The organism is Streptomyces sp. NBC_01508, assembly GCF_045040315.1.
GTDB lineage: Bacteria > Actinomycetota > Actinomycetes > Streptomycetales > Streptomycetaceae > Streptomyces.
This window is the reverse complement of record NZ_CP109419.1, coordinates 1,077,786-1,094,491: the sequence shown is the minus strand read 5'-3', so window position 1 is coordinate 1,094,491 and position 16,706 is coordinate 1,077,786. Positions and strand designations below refer to the sequence as shown.

Below are 16,706 nucleotides of genomic sequence, written 5' to 3'. Positions count from 1 at the left end.
CTGGGAAAAAGTTCAACCCAATTGCTGCGCAAGGTCTTTCCGGCGCGGACCAACCGGGCTAACGTCCAGCGAGATGTAGGGGGCACGTTGCTCGCACGGGACGTGTTCCCCGCACGCCGAGGGCGGCATTTGGCGTTCCTCGGCACCCGCACGTACGAACAGCCCCACCCCCGGAGGACTTTCGTGCCCAGAAGACGTCATAGATCCAGATCCCTCCTCGCACTCGTGGCCGGCGCACTGATAGCCGGCACCGTCTCCGCCGTACCCGCCGCGGCCGCCGAGCCCGGCGGTGCGGCTCCGGCCGACACCTTCCAGCAGGTCGCGCTCGCCAAGGGCGCCGACGAGGTGGGCGAGCCGATGTCGCTCGCCGTCCTGCCGGACCGTCAGGTGCTGCACACCTCGCGCGACGGCACACTGCGCATCACCGACGCGGCCGGCACCACCAAGGTGTCCGGCAAGCTCGACGTGTACACACACGACGAGGAAGGCCTCCAAGGCGTCGGTATCGACCCCGGCTTCGCCGAGAACCGCGCGATATACCTGTACTACTCCCCGGTGCTCGACACCCCCGCCGGTGACGCACCCGAGACGGGCACGGCTGCCGACTTCGCCCCCTTCGACGGGTACAACCGGCTCTCCCGCTTCACGCTGAACGAGGACGGCACCCTCGACAAGGCCAGCGAGAAGAAGGTTCTCGACATCGAGACCAACCGTGGCACCTGCTGCCACGTCGGCGGTGACATCGCCTTCGACGCGCAGGGCAACCTGTACCTCTCGACGGGTGACGACACCAACCCCTTCGCCTCCGACGGCTACACGCCGATCGACGAACGCTCGAACCGCAACCCGGCCTTCGATGCCCGTCGTTCCTCCGGCAACACCAACGACCTGCGCGGCAAGGTCCTGCGGATCAAGGTCGCCGCGGACGGTTCGTACACCGTCCCCGAGGGCAACCTCTTCGCCCCCGGCACCGCCAAGACCCGCTCCGAGATCTACGGGATGGGTTTCCGCAACCCCTTCCGCATCAACGTCGACCAGAAGACCGGCATCGTCTACGTCGGTGAGTACGGCCCCGACGCGGGAGCGGCCTCCGACACCCGCGGCCCGTCCGGCCAGGTCGAGTTCGCCCGGATGACCGAGGCCGGCAACTTCGGCTGGCCCTTCTGCACCGGCGACAACGACGCCTACCGCGACTACGACTTCGGGACCGGTGCCTCCGGCGCGGCGTTCGACTGCGCGGCGCCGAAGAACACCTCGCGGCACAACACCGGTCTCACCGACCTGCCGCCGTCCCAGCCCGCCTGGATTCCCTACGACGGCAGCAGCGTTCCGGAGTTCGGCACCGGCTCCGAGTCCCCGATGGGCGGCCCGGTCTACAACTTCGACCCGGAGCTGGACTCCGCGGCGAAGTTCCCCGAGGAGTACGACGGCGACTTCTTCGCCGGCGAGTTCGGGCGCGAGTGGATCAAGCGCATCGAGAAGGACGCCGACGGCACCGTCACCTCGATCAACGACTTCCCGTGGACCGGCACCCAGGTCATGGACATGGAGTTCGGCCCCGACGGCGCGCTCTACGTCCTCGACTACGGCCGCGCCTGGTTCGGCGGTGACGAGAACTCGGCGGTCTACCGCATCGAGAACATCGCCGACGGCCGGGCCCCGGTGGCCGTGGCCGCCGCGAACAAGACGTCGGGAACGGCGCCGCTGCGGGCCAAGTTCTCCTCCGCGGGCACCGTGGACGCGGACGGCGACGAGCTGACGTACGCCTGGGACTTCGGCGACGGTGGCAAGTCCGCGGAGGCCAACCCCAGCTACGCGTACAAGAAGAACGGCACCTACACCGCGACGCTGACCGCCACCGACCCCAAGGGTCACACCGGCACCTCGTCCGTGAAGATCGTGGTCGGCAACACCGCGCCCAAGGTGACGCTCACCGTGCCCGCCGACGGCGCCCTCTTCAAGTTCGGTGACAAGCTGCCCTTCAAGGTCACGGTCACCGACGCTGAGGACGGTCCGATCGACTGCGCCAAGGTCACCGTCAACTACGTGCTCGGCCACGACAGCCACGGCCACCCGATCACCTCGGCCAAGGGCTGCGAAGGCACCATCACCGCCCCGGCGGACGGCGAGCACGACCCCAACGCCGACATCTTCGGTGTCCTCGACGCCGAGTACACCGACGGCGGAGGCGGCGGCCAGGCCGCGCTCACCACGCACGACCAGGTGCAGCTCCAGCCCCGCCACCGGCAGGCCGAGCACTTCAACGACTCGTCGGGCATCAAGACCTACGAGAAGGCCGCGGCCAACGGCGGCAAGACCGTCGGCGACATCAGCAACGACGACTGGATCTCCTTCAAGCCGTACAACCTGACCGGGTCCAAGACCCTCACCGCCCGGATATCCTCCGGCGGTTCGGGCGGATTCCTCGAAGTACGTACGGGCTCCGCCACCGGCAAGCTCCTCGGCTCCGCGCCGATCCCGGTGACCGGCGGCTGGGAGACCTTCCAGGACATCGACGTACCGCTGCGCTCGGTGCCCAAGGCCAGCACGGAGCTGTTCCTCGTCTTCAAGGGCGGCGAGGGCGCGCTCTACGACCTCGACGACTTCGAGATCAGCGACCAGGCCGCCGGCAAGACCGAGAAGCGGGTCCTCGTCTTCTCCAAGACCGCCGGATTCCGCCACGACGCCATCCCCGCCGGGATCGAGGCCCTGAAGGAGCTGGGCAAGAGCAGCAACATCACCATCGACGCCACCGAGACCGGGGCGCAGTTCACCACCAACAACCTCGCCCGGTACGACGCGGTGGTCTTCCTCTCCACCACCGGTGACGTCCTCAACCCCGAGCAGCAGAAGGCCTTCGAGTACTACATCTCCACCGGCGGCGCCTACATGGGTGTGCACGCCGCGTCGGACACCGAGTACGACTGGGCCTACTACGGCAAGCTGGTCGGCGCCTACTTCTCCGGGCACCCGCAGATCCAGCAGGCCACCGTGCGGGTCGAGGACAAGACCCACCCCGCCACCGGCCACCTGGACGACGAGTGGCAGCGCACGGACGAGTGGTACAACTACCGTGACAACCCCCGCTCGAACGTGAAGGTCCTCGCCACCCTCGACGAGACGACCTACCAGGGCGGCACCATGAAGGGCGACCACCCGATCGCCTGGTGCCAGACCTACGAGGGCGGCCGGTCCTTCTACACCGGCGGCGGCCACACCAAGGAGTCGTACGCCGAACCGGCCTTCCGTGAGCACCTGCTCGGCGGCCTGCGCTACGCGGCCGGCCAGGTCAAGGCCAACTGCAAGCCCGACACCGGCTACCGGGACATCTTCAACGGCAAGACCCTGGAAGGCTGGAAGCAGGCCGGACCCGGCAAGTTCAACATCGGCGGCGGCGAGCTGCACACCGAGGGCGGCATGGGCATGCTCTGGTACCAGCCCAAGGAGCTCGGCGCGTACTCGCTCAAGATGGACTGGAAGATGGACGGAGACGACAACTCCGGTGTCTTCATCGGCTTCCCGGCCTCCGACGACCCCTGGTCGGCCGTCAACAACGGCTACGAGATCCAGATCGACGCCACCGACGCGGCAGACCGCACCACCGGCGCGATCTACGGCTTCAAGTCGGCCAACATCAAGGCCAGGGACCAGGTTCTGCGGCCTCCGGGCCAGTGGAACAACTACGAGATCAAGGTGCGGGGTGAGCGGGTCCAGGTCATCCTCAACGGAGTCAAGATCAACGACTTCACCAACACCGACCCGGCACGCAGCCTGAAGAACGGCTACTTCGGCCTCCAGAACCATGGTGCCGCCGACCAGGTCGCGTTCCGGAACATCCAACTGAAGGAACTGGCCTCCTAGTGCCCCTCCCGGCAAGCTCTGCCCCGGCGCGCCGCCCCGCACGCACGCTCGCCGCGTCGGCCACAAGCCCAAGTAGCTCCGCTACAAGGACTTCCGGCCGCCTTGCGATCGCACGCACCGGACGGCGCTCCTTCCGGGGCGAACACTGCCGGTCACGCTAGGGCGTGTTTCGAAAGTCCCGCCTGGCCGACGACGCCTGGCACGCGCACTCGCCGCGTTGTCGGAATCATCCAAGTACGTCCAGTACGAGAACGATCCTCCGCCTTGCGATCGCACGCACCAGACGTCGTCGGCCCCGCCCTTCGGGCGGACGGCGCTACTTTCGCAACACGCCCTAGTACCTCGGAGGACCACCCGGCCTCCTGGCGAACCCACCAGGAGGCCGGCCGCCAGCCGGCGGCGGGCGGGGAGGCGCCGTACCCCCCGCCCGCCGTCCACCAACACACCCACCCGGCAGGGAGGCAGCCCGTGACCACCAACGATTCGACTGCAGGACGTACCGGAGTCTGGTTCGTCGGAGCACGCGGCTCCGTCGCGACGACAGCCGTGGCGGGATGCGCGGCGGTCACCGCCGGCCTCCACCCGGCGACCGGCATGGTCGCCGAGACCCCGCCCTTCGCGGACTCGGGCCTCCCGGCACTGTCCTCGCTGGTCTTCGGCGGACACGACACCGCCAGCTGCCCGCTGCCCAAACGGGCCGAGGCACTGACCGCCGCGGGCGTCCTGCCGCACGGCCTGCCCAACACCATCGCCGCCGAACTCGAAGCGGCCGACGCCGAGATCCGCCTCGGCGGGCCGATGCCCGGCGACACCCGCGACGACGACGAACTGATCACCGCGTTCGCCGACGACATCACCGCCTTCGTCCGGCGCACCGGCGTCGTACGCGCCGTCGTCGTCAACCTCTCCTCCACCGAGCCCGAGCCCGCCGCGGACGACCCGCGGCTGCCCGCCAGCTCCCTCTACGCGGCGGCCGCCCTCAAGGCGGGCTGCGGTTACGTCAACTTCACCCCGTCGACCGGGCTGCGCAGCGCGGCCCTCGCGGACGCCGTCGAGACCAGCGGACTTCCCCACGCGGGCCGTGACGGCAAGACAGGCCAGACGCTGCTCCGTTCCGTGCTCGCCCCGATGTTCGTCCAGCGCGCACTCGACGTCAGGGCCTGGTCGGGCACCAACCTGCTGGGCGGCGGAGACGGAGCGGCGCTGGCCGACCCTGCGGCGGCAGCCGCCAAGAACGCGGGCAAGGAACGGGTCCTCGCCGACACGCTCGGGATCGCGCCCGAGGGCGAGGTGCACATCGACGACGTGCCCGCGCTCGGCGAGTGGAAGACCGCCTGGGACCACATCGCGTTCGACGGGTTCCTCGGCTCCCGCATGATCCTCCAGACCATCTGGCAGGGCTGCGACTCGGCGCTCGCCGCGCCGCTCGTACTGGACCTGGCCCGACTGGTCTCGCGCGCCCACGAGGTGGGGCTGAGCGGGCCGCTGCCCGAGCTGGGCTTCTACTTCAAGGACCCGGACGGCGGACCCGCCGCGCTGGCCGAACAGTTCGACGCGCTCCTCGCCTTCGCCGAGCGTCTGAAGGAGAGCAAGTGACGTTGCGTGCCTGGGCCGAACTCCTGCGGGTGTCCGCGCTGTTCACGGTCCCGGGCGACGCCCTGGCCGGCGCGGCCACCGCCGGGGTCCGCCCCAACCGCGGTACCGCGCTCGCCGTCGGCGCGTCCCTGTGCCTCTACGAGGCGGGGATGGCGCTCAACGACTGGGCCGACCGCGACGAGGACGCCGTCGAACGCCCGCACCGCCCGATCCCCTCGGGCCGCATCACCCCGAACGCCGCGCTGGCGGCGGCGGGCGGCCTGACGGCCACCGGCCTCCTCCTGGCCTCCCGCGCCGGCCGCCCGGCCCTGGCCCTGAGCACGGCCCTGGCGGCCACGGTCTGGGCGTACGACCTCCGCCTCAAACACACCCCGGCGGGCCCGGCGGCGATGGGCGCGGCGCGTGCGCTGGACGTGCTGCTGGGGGCGACGGCGACGCGTTCGGCCGCCGGCCCGGTGGTGGCCGCTGCTGATGCGACCAAGGCCGCCGGTTCGCCGGGCCGGTCGGCCCACCGGGGGCGCACGGCGAAGGCGGTGGAGCCCTTGGCGAGCGGGTCCGCCGGCTCCGTTCCGGCCGGTTCGACGTCCGGCGCCGCTCGCGTACGGGGCACGACGAGCCTGCCGGTGGCCGCGCGAGCGGCCCGCCCGGCGGACCGTCTCACCGCGCAGCCCGCGCGGCGGGGCGTACTCGCCCGGCTGTTGGCCTGGGCCGACGGTTCGGTGGTCGGACGGACGGACCACTCGGCCCGTCCGAGCCACGAGTCCGTAGCCCGGACGGCGACCCGGGCGGGCGGTGCCGCGGCCGCGGGGCCCGGTTCCACCGCCCGTCAGGGCGCCACCGCCACCCCGTCCGCCGTGCCACGCGCCGCCCTCGTACCCGCCGCCCTCCTCGGCGCGCACACCGTCGCCGTCACCACCGTCTCGCGCCGTGAGGTGTACGGCGGGTCCGTCGGGGCACCGCTCGCCGCGCTCGTCGTCACCGGGGTGCTCGGCGGGATGGTCGGGCGGCCCCGGAGCCCCGGTGTCGGGGCGCTCGTCGGTGGTGGGCTCGCCGCCGCGTACGTCGTCACCGCCGGGCGGCCCTTCCTGCACGCCGCGCTCAACCCGTCCCCGCAACTCACACAGCGCGCCGTCGGCGGCGGGATCCGGGCCATGATCCCGTTCCAGGCCGCGCTCGCGGCGCGCGGCGGGGCGCCCGGGATCGGGCTCGCCGTCATGGGGCTCGTGCCGCTGGCCAGGAAGCTCGCGAAAAAGGTGAGTGTGACATGACCATCCGCTACGGATACGGCACCAACGGGCTCACCGATCTGCGTCTGGACGACGCGCTCGGGCTGCTCGCCGACCTCGGATACGACGGTGTCGGCCTGACCCTCGACCACATGCACCTCGACCCGCTGGCCCCCGAACTCGCCACCCGCACCGCCAAGGTGGCCGCGCGGCTGAGGGAGCTGGGCCTCGGGGTCACCGTCGAGACCGGTGCCCGCTACGTGCTCGACCCGCGCCGCAAGCACGGACCCACCCTGCTCGACCCCGACCCGGCCGGCCGCGCCGCGCGCACCGCGCTGCTCGTCACCGCCGTACGGGTCGCCGCCGACCTCGGCGCGCACGCCGTGCACTGCTTCAGCGGCATCACTCCCGAGGGCACCGACCAGGACACCGCCTGGAAGCGGCTGGAGGAATCGATCACCCCGGTCCTCGACGCCGCTCACGCCGCCGGGATCCCCGTCGCCATCGAGCCCGAGCCCGGCCATCTCCTCGCCGACATCGCCGGCTTCCACCGCCTCAGAACGCTCCTCGGCGATCCCGAACCCCTGGGCCTGACACTCGACATCGGCCACTGCCAGTGCCTCGAACCGGCCTCTCCCGCCGACTGCGTCCGGGACGCCGCCCCCTGGCTGCGGCACGTACAGATAGAGGACATGCGGCGCGGTACGCACGAGCATCTGCCGTTCGGGGACGGCGAGATCGACTTCCCGCCCGTGCTGGCCGCGCTCGCCGCCACCGGCTACCAGGGCCTGACCGTCGTGGAGTTGCCCCGCCACTCGCACGCCGGCCCCGAAATGGCCCGCACCTCCCTGGACTTCCTGCGCTCGAAGGGAGCATCGGCATGAACCGCGAAGAGCTGGACGGGCGGCTCGACCCGAAGGCCACCGCCTGGCTGGACCAGGCGCTCGCCGAAGCGGCGGAGACGGCTGAGGCGGCTGAGGCGGCTGAGACGGCTGAGGCGCCGGCGCCGGGGGAGAAGCCCGACAACGTTGCCGTCCCCCGCTGGGAGCTGCGCTTCGCCGCCGCCGGCCGCCACTGCGGCCAGGAGAACGCCGATGCCGTCCGCACCCTGCTCCTGCGCCGCGCCGCCGCCGACCTCGCCACCCTCACCCGCCTCTACCAGCAGGGCAACGCCGCCGAACGCCGCGCCGTACTCCTCGTCCTGCCGCACCGCGTCCCCGGCCCCGACGCGCTGCCGCTCGTCGAGGACGCGCTGCGCACCAACGACACCACACTCGTCGCGGCGGCCGTCGGCCCGTACGCCGCCGACCATCTCGACCCGCACGCCTGGCGGCACGCCGTACTGAAGTGCCTGTTCACCGGCGTGCCCGTCACCGCCGTCGCCGGCGCGCAACGCCGCGCCCACGGCGACAGAGAACTCGCCCGGATGCTCGCCGACTTCGCGTCCGAGCGCACCGCGGCGGGCCGGTCGGTACCCGCCGACCTGCACCGCGTACTGATCATGACCGGCGAGGAGTCCTGATGCGCATCTTCGACCCCCACATCCACATGACCTCCCGCACCACGGACGACTACCAGGCGATGTACGCCTCCGGAGTCCGTGCGCTGGTCGAGCCGTCGTTCTGGCTCGGCCAGCCCCGCACCTCGCCCGCCAGCTTCTTCGACTACTTCGACGCGCTGCTCGGCTGGGAGCCGTTCCGCGCCGCGCAGTACGGCATCGCCCACCACTGCACGCTCGCCCTCAACCCCAAAGAGGCGAACGACCCCCGCTGCACCCCCGTCCTGGACGAACTGCCGCGCTATCTCGTCAAGGACGGCGTCGTCGCCGTCGGCGAGATCGGCTACGACTCCGTGACCCCCGCCGAGGACGTCGCGCTCGCCACCCAGCTCCAGCTCGCCGCCGAGTACGCGCTGCCCGCGATGGTCCACACCCCGCACCGCGACAAGCTGACCGGACTGCGCCGCACCATCGACGTCGTACGTGAGTCGAACCTCGACCCCGAGCACGTCCTGCTCGACCACCTCAACGAAACCACCGTCAAGGACGCGGCGGAGTCGGGCAGTTGGCTCGGTTTCTCCATCTACCCCGACACCAAGATGGACGAGGACCGGATGGTCCGCGTGCTGCGCGACCACGGCACCGACCGCGTCCTGGTCAACTCCGCCGCCGACTGGGGCAAGAGCGACCCGCTCAAGACCCGCAAGGTCGCCAACGCGATGCTCGCGGCCGGTTTCTCCGAGGACGACGTCGACAAGGTGCTCTGGCGCAACCCCGTCGCGTTCTACGGCCTCAGCGGCAGACTCCAGCTCGACGTCCCCGCGCCCGAGGCCCTGCACGAGGGCAACTCCATCCTGCGCGGCGGGGAGTGAGCCCGTGCGCTTCCGCCACCCCGACGGGTCGACCGTCCACCTCTCGTACTGCACCAACGTCCACCCCGCCGAGAACCTCGAAGGCGTACTGGCCCAACTGCGCGACCACTGCGAGCCGGTACGTAAACGCCTCGGCCGCGACCGGCTCGGCATCGGCCTGTGGCTCGCCAAGGGCGCGGCCCGCTCCCTCATCAACGACCCCGCCCAACTGCGCGGGCTGAAAAGCGAGTTGGAACGGCGCGGCCTTGAGGTCGTCACCCTCAACGGATTCCCTTACGACGGGTTCGGCGCCGAAGAGGTCAAGTACCGCGTCTACAAACCGGACTGGGCCGACCCCGAACGCCTGGCCCACACCACCGACCTCGCCCGCCTCCTCGCCGCGCTGCTGCCCGACGACGTCACCGAGGGCTCCGTCTCGACGCTGCCGCTCGCCTGGCGCACCGACTTCGACGACGCAGCGGCCCGCACCGCCCACGCCGCGCTCACGACCCTCGCCGAACGGCTCGACGCCCTGGAGGAGTTGACCGGCAAATCCATCCGGATCGCGCTCGAACCCGAGCCCGGCTGCACCGTCGAGACCACCGCCGACGCGATCGGCCCGCTCACCGACATCGCCAGCGCCCGCATCGGCATCTGCGTCGACACCTGCCACCTCGCCACCTCCTTCGAGGACCCGGCGACCGCCCTCAAGGCCCTCGCCGACGCAGGCGTCACCATCCCCAAGGCCCAGCTCTCCGCCGCGCTGCACGCCGAGCACCCCCATCTGCCCGAGGTACGCGAGGCGTTGGCCGCCTTCGCCGAACCGCGCTTCCTGCACCAGACCCGCACCCGGACGGCGGCCGGGCTGCGCGGCACCGACGACCTCGAAGAGGCCCTGGCCGGCGAGGCCCTGCCGGACGGCGCCCCCTGGCGCTCGCACTTCCACGTCCCGCTGCACGCACCCCCCGCCCCGCCCCTGACCTCGACCCTCCCCGTACTCCAGGACACCCTCGCCCGGCTCGTCGGCGGCGCCGAACCGCTGACCCGCCACCTGGAGGTCGAGACATACACCTGGCAGGCGCTCCCGCCCGAGCTGCGCCCCCGCTCACGCGGCCGGCTCGCCGAGGGCATCGCCGCCGAACTGACGCTGGCCCGCGACCTGTTGGTCGACCTGGGTCTCAAGGAGCTGCCGTGACCGCCGACCCCACCCCCGAGCCGACCGCGGACGCCCCCGAGGCCGCCCCGCGCCCCACCCCCCTGCTGGTCCTGGACGTCGTCGGCCTCACGCCCCAGCTCCTGGCGTTCATGCCGAATCTCAAGAAGCTGGCCGCCGCGGGCTCGCAGGGTCCACTGACCACCGTGCTGCCCGCCGTCACGTGCAGCGCCCAGTCCACCTTCCTCACCGGCACCCTGCCCTCCGAGCACGGCATCGTCGGTAACGGCTGGTACTTCCGCGAACTGGGCGACGTCCTCCTGTGGCGTCAGCACAACGGACTGGTCTCCGGCGACAAACTCTGGGACGCCGCCCGCCGTGCCCACCCCGGCTACACCGTCGCCAACATCTGCTGGTGGTACGCGATGGGCGCCGACACCGACTACACCGTCACGCCCCGCCCCGTGTACTACGCGGACGGCCGCAAGGAACCCGACTGCTACACCCGGCCGCCCGCCCTGCACGACGAACTGCACGACAAACTCGGCACGTTCCCCCTCTTCCACTTCTGGGGTCCCGGCGCCGACCTCGTCTCCTCGCAGTGGATCATCGACGCCACCCGCCACGTCATCGACACCCGCCACCCCGACCTGGCCCTGTGCTACCTACCGCACCTGGACTACGACCTCCAGCGCTACGGCCCCGACGACCCCCGCTCCCACCAGGCGGCCCGCGACCTCGACGCGGCGGTCGGCCCACTGCTGGACGACGCCCGCGCCGAAGGCCGTACCGTCGTCGCCCTGTCCGAGTACGGCATCACCAACGTCTCGCGGCCCGTCGACATCAACCGGGCCCTGCGCCGCGCCGGCCTGCTGGAGGTCCACACCCAGGACGGCATGGAGTATCTGGACCCGATGGCGTCGCGCGCCTTCGCCGTCTCCGACCACCAGATCTCGCACATCTACGTGCGCCGCCCCGAGGACCTGGACGCGACCCGTGAGGCGCTGAAGGACCTCAAGGGCATCGAGGAGATCCTGGACGAGCAGGGCAAGAAGAACTACGGCCTGGACCACCCGCGCTCCGGCGAACTGGTCGCCGTCGCCGAACCGGACGCCTGGTTCACGTACTACTACTGGCTCGACGACGCCAAGGCGCCCGACTTCGCCCAGCTCGTCGAGATCCACCGCAAGCCGGGCTACGACCCCGTCGAGCTGTTCATGGACCCCCTCGACCCGTACGTGAAGGTCAAGGCGGCCAAGGCCATCGCCCGCAAGAAGCTCGGCATGCGCTACCGGCTGGCCGTCGTCCCCCTGGACCCCTCACCCATCCGCGGCAGCCACGGCCGCCTGCCGACGAGCGACGACGAAGGGCCGCTCATCCTCTGCTCCATCCCCGAAGCCGTCACCGGCCGCACCGAGGCCACCGACGTGAAATCCCTGCTTCTCACTCTCGCAGGACTGCACTGACCTAAGGAGTTCCACGCATGAGCCGCAAGAAGTCAGTCGACCCGGAGCTCGCAGCCAAGCTCAGCCGGCGCAACATGCTGGGCGTGGCCGCGGGCACCGGCGCCGCCGCCGTTCTCGGACTCGCGGCGGCCACCCCCGCGGCCGCGACATCCCAGCGCGGCGGCGGTCACGGTCACGGTCATGGCCACGGACACGGCAAGGGCGAGCGCGTCCTCACCCCGGGCCACCTCGGCATCCAGCTCTACTCGCTGCGTGACAAGGTCAACTCGCTCGGCTTCGCGAAGGTCTTCGCGGAGCTGGAGCGCTTTGGCTACGACGAGATCGAGTACGCGGGCTACACCCAGGGCAACGCCGGGGCCATCACCATCCCCCAGCTGCGCAAGCTGGCCAGGAACCACGGTCTGCGCCCGATCGGCAGCCACGTCAACTACGCCGACGACAACAACCCGAACGCGTACAGCTTCGCCCAGAACCTGGAGAAGGTGCTGGACGACGCCCAGGCGCTGGGCCTCGACCACATAGGTACGGCGTCCGGCCCCTGGCGCCACGGCGACACCGTCGACGCCTGGAAGAAGGCGGCCGAGGACTTCAACACCTACGGCGCCGCCGCCCGCAAGCGCGGCATGAAGTTCTACCAGCACAACCACGCCGAGGAGTTCTCCTTCGCCAGCGACCAGCCGGGCGTCCGCCTCTACGACGTGCTGCTCGCGGAGACCGACCCCAAGCTGGTCTATCTGGAGATGGACATCTACTGGGCGTTCGCCGCCAAGCACCGCTTCAGCCAGACCGGCGACGGCAGGCCCGCGCCGCTCGACCCGCTGAAGTACGTCCTCAAGCAGCCCGACCGTTACCCGCTCTTCCACGTCAAGGACGGCGTGAGGAACGAGGAGGCGCGCGACGGCTACGACATGGTCGACGTCGGTGACGGCGACATCGACTACAAGAAGTTCATCTCGGCCGTGAACAAGACCCACAACGGCCGCAGGGACCACCACTGGCAGGCCGAGCACGACAACCCGGTCGACTCGTTGCTGTTCGCCGAGAAGTCGGCGGACCACCTGCACTCGCTGCGCGAGAAGCGCGGGCGCCACTAGGGCGTGTTGCGAAAGTCCCGCCTGGCCGACGACGCCTGGCACGCACACTCGCCGCGTTGTCGGACTCATCCAAGTACGCCCAGTACGAGCACGATCCTCCGCCTTGCGATCGCACGCACCAGACGCCGTCGGCCCCGCCCTTCGGGCGGACGGCGCTACTTTCGCAACACGCCCTAGAAGGCACTGCGGCACCATGAACCGCGCGGCTCCCCGTAAGGCTGTTGGCCGTACGGGGAGCCGCGGCGCGTGCGTGGGCGGTCGTTCGACCGCTCAGGCGTCCTCCCGACCGATCGGGTTCGGATTGGCCTGGATCTTCTTGATGTCCGGCCGGCCCGGCGCCTTCAGGAACGTCGCGAGGCACGCCGAGAACAACCCGACGCCACCCGCGATGACGAACGCGGTCTCGTAGCCCCAGTTGGTCACCACGACTCCACCCACACCGGCACCGACGAGGCCGGAGATGAGCTTGGAGCTGTAGACCATGCCGTAGTTCGACGCGTTGTTGTTCTCGCCGAAGTAGTCCGCCGTCATCGCCGCGAACAGCGGGAAGATCGCGCCACCGCCGAAGCCGGAGATCATCGAGCAGACCAGGAACAGCGGCATGCTGCCCGCTGATCCGGAGGCCAGCACGCCGAACTGCGACAGGCCCAGAACCGCACAGACGAAGATCAGTGTCTGGCGGCGCCCCATCTTGTCGGATATCCAGCCGATGACGCCGCGCCCCGTGCCGTTCACGATGGCCTTCAGCGACATCGCCGTGGCCACGATCCCGCCGGCGAAGCCCATTTCCTTGCCGAACGGCACCTGCATGGCGATACCGAAGATGTTGATGCCCGCCGTGCAGAGCAGGCAGAACCACATCATCCACAGGACCGGGACCCGCGCCGCTTCCTTCGGTGTGTACTGCCGGACGGCCGGCGGGTTCTTCTCCAGCGCACGACGGATCCTCGGGTCGTCGGAGACCTTCAGCGGGTCGGCGCCCTCGGGCCACCAGAACTTCGGCGGGTCCTTGAAGAACCAGCCGGCGACGGCGACCATCGCACAGCAGACCACTCCGGTGAAGACCAGCACGCCCTGGTAGTTGCTCAGGTCCATGTACGAGGTGAAGAGGAAGACGAACGGCACGGAACCGTAGGCGAAACCGCCGTTGACGAGACCGGTCTTGCCTCCCTTGCGCTCCGGATACCACTTGCCGACCATGTTCACGCAGGTCGCGTAGACCAGACCCGCGCCGATACCGCTGAACATGCCGAAGCCGATGTACGCCACGATCACGTGCGGCGCGTAGGCCAGGGAGAGGTAGCCCAGTATGGTGCCGAGCGCGCCGAGCATCATCGCGTAGCGGGCGGGCAGCTTGCCGCTCTCACGGAGCTGCCCCGCGGGGAAGGCCACCGCCGCCTGGAAGAAGATCCAGACACCCATCAGCCAGAAGATGTGCCCGCTGTTCCACATGTGTGCCGTGTGCAGGGTGTCCTCGGCCGCGGTGAACGCGTACTCCGAGGAGCTGATTCCCATCATGCCGATCCACGGGAAGAGCACCATCGTCCACCGTGGGCGTCCCATGATCTGCCGGTCGGACTGGCCGATACGGTAGATACGGCCGTTCCGGTCCGCCACCTCCCTGTAGGGGACGGCTGCGGAGATGTCAGTTGTCGCCATTGTCGATCGAACCCCTTGCGTCGAAGAAGTCAGGCCAGCGCCCCCTGTCCGTTCTCTTCGTGCGGGGGGCCTGCGATGAGCGGAATCCACAGGCCCCCTGGGTCGCGCCGTCAGCTCATCCGGCGCCTCCCCACAGCCCGTTGGCCCTCGCAACAGCCCGCCGCCCGCCCTTCACAGCAGCCCGCCGTCCGCCCTTCACAGCAGCCCCGCCGCCCGCGCCCAGCGGTACTTCGCGCCCAGCACCTCGACCGGCTTCTCCGTGGTGTACGGGTACGCCACCACACCCCGCTCGTAGAGGTACTGGCACGCGGCCTCCACCTCGACGTCGCCCGCCAGTGACGCCACCACCGGCTTCTCGATGCCGCGTTCCCGGAACTCGGCCACCACCCGCGCCGTCAACTCGGCGAAGACCATCGGCGGGGTGACGATCGTGTGCCAGTAGCCCAGGACGAGGGAGTGGATCCGGGGATCCTCCAACCCGAGCCGGATCGTGGCCTCGTAGGTCGACGGCGGCTCGCCGCCGGTGATGTCCACCGGGTTCCCCGCCGCCCCGAAGGGCGGGATGAAGGCGCGGAACGCCTCGTCCAGGTCCGGCGGGATCTCCATCAGCGACAGGCCGTTGTCGATGATCGCGTCCGACAGCAGCACACCCGATCCGCCGGCGCCCGTGATGATCACGACGTTGTCGCCCTTGGGGGTGGGCAGGACGGGCAGCCCGCGGGCGTACTCCAGCATCTCGCTCAGCCCCGGCGCCCGGATGACGCCGGACTGCCGCAGGATGTCCTCGTACACCGCGTCGTCGCCCGCCAGCGCCCCGGTGTGCGAGCCCGCCGCCTTGGCGCCGGCCGCCGTACGCCCGGCCTTGAGTACGACGACGGGCTTCTTCGGTACGGTCGCACGCGCCGCCTCCACGAAGGCGCGGCCGTCCTTCAGGTCCTCCAGGTGCATCGCGATGCAGTCGGTGTTGTCGTCCTCACCGAACCAGGTCAGCAGGTCGTCCTCGTCGAGGTCCGACTTGTTGCCGAGTCCGACGATGGCCGACACACCCGTCCTGGTGGTCCTCGCGAAGCCGAGGATCGCCATCCCGATGCCGCCGGACTGCGAGGTCAGCGCCACGCCGCCCTTGACGTCGTACGGGGTGCAGAAGGTGGCGCAGAGATCCTGCCAGGTGGAGTAGTAGCCGTAGATGTTCGGCCCGAGCAGCCGGATCCCGTTCTCCTCGGCGATCGTCACGATCCGCTGCTGGAGCTCGTGCTCGCCTGTCTCCGCGAATCCGGAGGGGATCAGGACGGCGTTGGGGATGTTCTTGCGGCCGACCTCTTCCAGCGCGGCGGCGACGAACTTCGCGGGGATCGCGAATATCGCCACATCAGGCTCACCGGGAACATCCATCACGCTCTTGTACGCCTTACGGCCGAGTATGTCATCGGCCTTGGGATTGACCGGATGGATCTCGCCCGCGAAACCTCCGTCGATGAGGTTCCGCATGACCGAGTTGCCGATCTTGCCGTCCTCGTTGGAGGCGCCGATCACCGCCACCGAACGCGGCTCCATCAGCCGGCGCATGGAGATCAGGATCTCCTCGCGCGAGTAGCGGCGCCGTACGACCGGTACCTCGTCGGTGAGCAGGATTCGTACGTCGGCCGCCATGACCCCGCTCGCCGAGGCGAAGACCGGGTTGAGGTCCACCTCCGCGATACCGGGGAAGTCGGCGGCCAACTGCGAGACCCGGACCACGAGATCGGCCAGCGCGTCACGGTCGACCCCGGCGGCGCCGCGCACCCCGCGCAGGATCTCGGCGGCCCGGATGCCGTCCAGCATGGACAGCGCGTCGTCCTTGGTGGCCGGCGCCAGCCGGAAGGTGACGTCCTTCAGCACCTCCACCAGGACACCGCCGAGGCCGAAGGCCACGACCTTGCCGAAGGTGGGGTCGGTGACGGTACCGATCAGGATCTCGGTGCCCGCGGGCACCATCTGCTGCACCTGGACGCCGAGGATCCGCGCCTTGGGGTCGTACGCCCGCGCGTTGGAGACGATCGCGGTGAACGCGGAGCGCACCTCGGCCGCCGACTTGACGCCGATCCGCACGCCGCCGGCGTCCGTTTTGTGCAGGATCTCTGGCGAGACGATCTTCATCGCGACCGGGAACCCGAGCCGCGCCGCCACGGCCACGGCGTCGTCGGCCGACTCCGCCAGGGCCTCACCCGGTGTCGGGATGCCGTAGGCGTCCGTGACCGCCTTGCCCTCGGGCGCGGTGAGTGAGGTACGCCCCTGTGCCAGGGCGGCCTCGATGATCGCTCCG

General features: G+C 70.3%; 11 protein-coding genes. 9 read left to right on the top strand and 2 right to left on the bottom strand.

What is annotated here, in order from left to right:
• The first annotated feature begins 183 nt into the window (after window positions 1-183).
• From OG700_RS04945 to OG700_RS04905, 9 genes are all read left to right on the top strand, one after another.
• Window positions 184-3,861 (top strand): ThuA domain-containing protein, encoded by a 3,678-nt coding sequence (locus OG700_RS04945; protein WP_405609413.1) that lies wholly within the window; start codon window positions 184-186, stop codon window positions 3,859-3,861.
• A 468-nt stretch (window positions 3,862-4,329) separates the two neighbouring features.
• Complete coding sequence (locus tag OG700_RS04940) at window positions 4,330-5,457, top strand: inositol-3-phosphate synthase (RefSeq protein ID WP_405609410.1); 1,128 nt, start codon at window positions 4,330-4,332, stop codon at window positions 5,455-5,457.
• Window positions 5,454-6,725 carry a UbiA family prenyltransferase gene (locus tag OG700_RS04935; protein WP_405609407.1) on the top strand — a complete coding sequence of 424 codons (1,272 nt, stop codon included), beginning with the start codon at window positions 5,454-5,456 and terminating at the stop codon, window positions 6,723-6,725. The genes OG700_RS04940 and OG700_RS04935 overlap by 4 nt, the downstream gene beginning before the upstream one ends.
• Window positions 6,722-7,567 carry a sugar phosphate isomerase/epimerase family protein gene (locus OG700_RS04930; protein ID WP_405609404.1) on the top strand — a complete coding sequence of 282 codons (846 nt, stop codon included), beginning with the start codon at window positions 6,722-6,724 and terminating at the stop codon, window positions 7,565-7,567. Before OG700_RS04935 ends, OG700_RS04930 begins: the two co-directional genes overlap by 4 nt.
• Window positions 7,564-8,205 (top strand): EboA domain-containing protein, encoded by a 642-nt coding sequence (locus OG700_RS04925; RefSeq protein WP_405609401.1) that lies wholly within the window; start codon window positions 7,564-7,566, stop codon window positions 8,203-8,205. The genes OG700_RS04930 and OG700_RS04925 overlap by 4 nt, the downstream gene beginning before the upstream one ends.
• Complete coding sequence (locus OG700_RS04920; protein ID WP_405609398.1) at window positions 8,205-9,053, top strand: TatD family hydrolase; 849 nt, start codon at window positions 8,205-8,207, stop codon at window positions 9,051-9,053. The genes OG700_RS04925 and OG700_RS04920 overlap by 1 nt, the downstream gene beginning before the upstream one ends.
• A 4-nt stretch (window positions 9,054-9,057) precedes the next feature.
• On the top strand, window positions 9,058-10,227 hold the full coding sequence (gene eboE / locus OG700_RS04915) for a metabolite traffic protein EboE (protein WP_405609395.1): 1,170 nt from the start codon (window positions 9,058-9,060) through the stop codon (window positions 10,225-10,227).
• Window positions 10,224-11,651, top strand: coding sequence for an alkaline phosphatase family protein (locus OG700_RS04910; protein WP_405609392.1), 1,428 nt, complete (start codon window positions 10,224-10,226; stop codon window positions 11,649-11,651). The genes eboE and OG700_RS04910 overlap by 4 nt, the downstream gene beginning before the upstream one ends.
• Before the next feature lie 17 nt (window positions 11,652-11,668).
• Window positions 11,669-12,745 carry a sugar phosphate isomerase/epimerase family protein gene (locus tag OG700_RS04905; RefSeq protein WP_405609389.1) on the top strand — a complete coding sequence of 359 codons (1,077 nt, stop codon included), beginning with the start codon at window positions 11,669-11,671 and terminating at the stop codon, window positions 12,743-12,745.
• Window positions 12,746-13,015: 270 nt separating this feature from the next.
• Here OG700_RS04905 and OG700_RS04900 read toward each other — a convergent pair whose 3' ends face one another.
• Both OG700_RS04900 and OG700_RS04895 read right to left on the bottom strand, forming a co-directional pair.
• Entirely contained in the window at window positions 13,016-14,404 is a 1,389-nt protein-coding gene (locus OG700_RS04900) for an OFA family MFS transporter (protein WP_405609386.1), read from the bottom strand.
• A gap of 195 nt (window positions 14,405-14,599) precedes the next feature.
• The gene (locus OG700_RS04895; protein WP_405621451.1) at window positions 14,600-16,699 is read right to left on the bottom strand and encodes an acetate--CoA ligase family protein; all 2,100 of its coding nucleotides are present in this window, start codon (window positions 16,697-16,699) and stop codon (window positions 14,600-14,602) included.
• Window positions 16,700-16,706 lie beyond the last annotated feature (7 nt).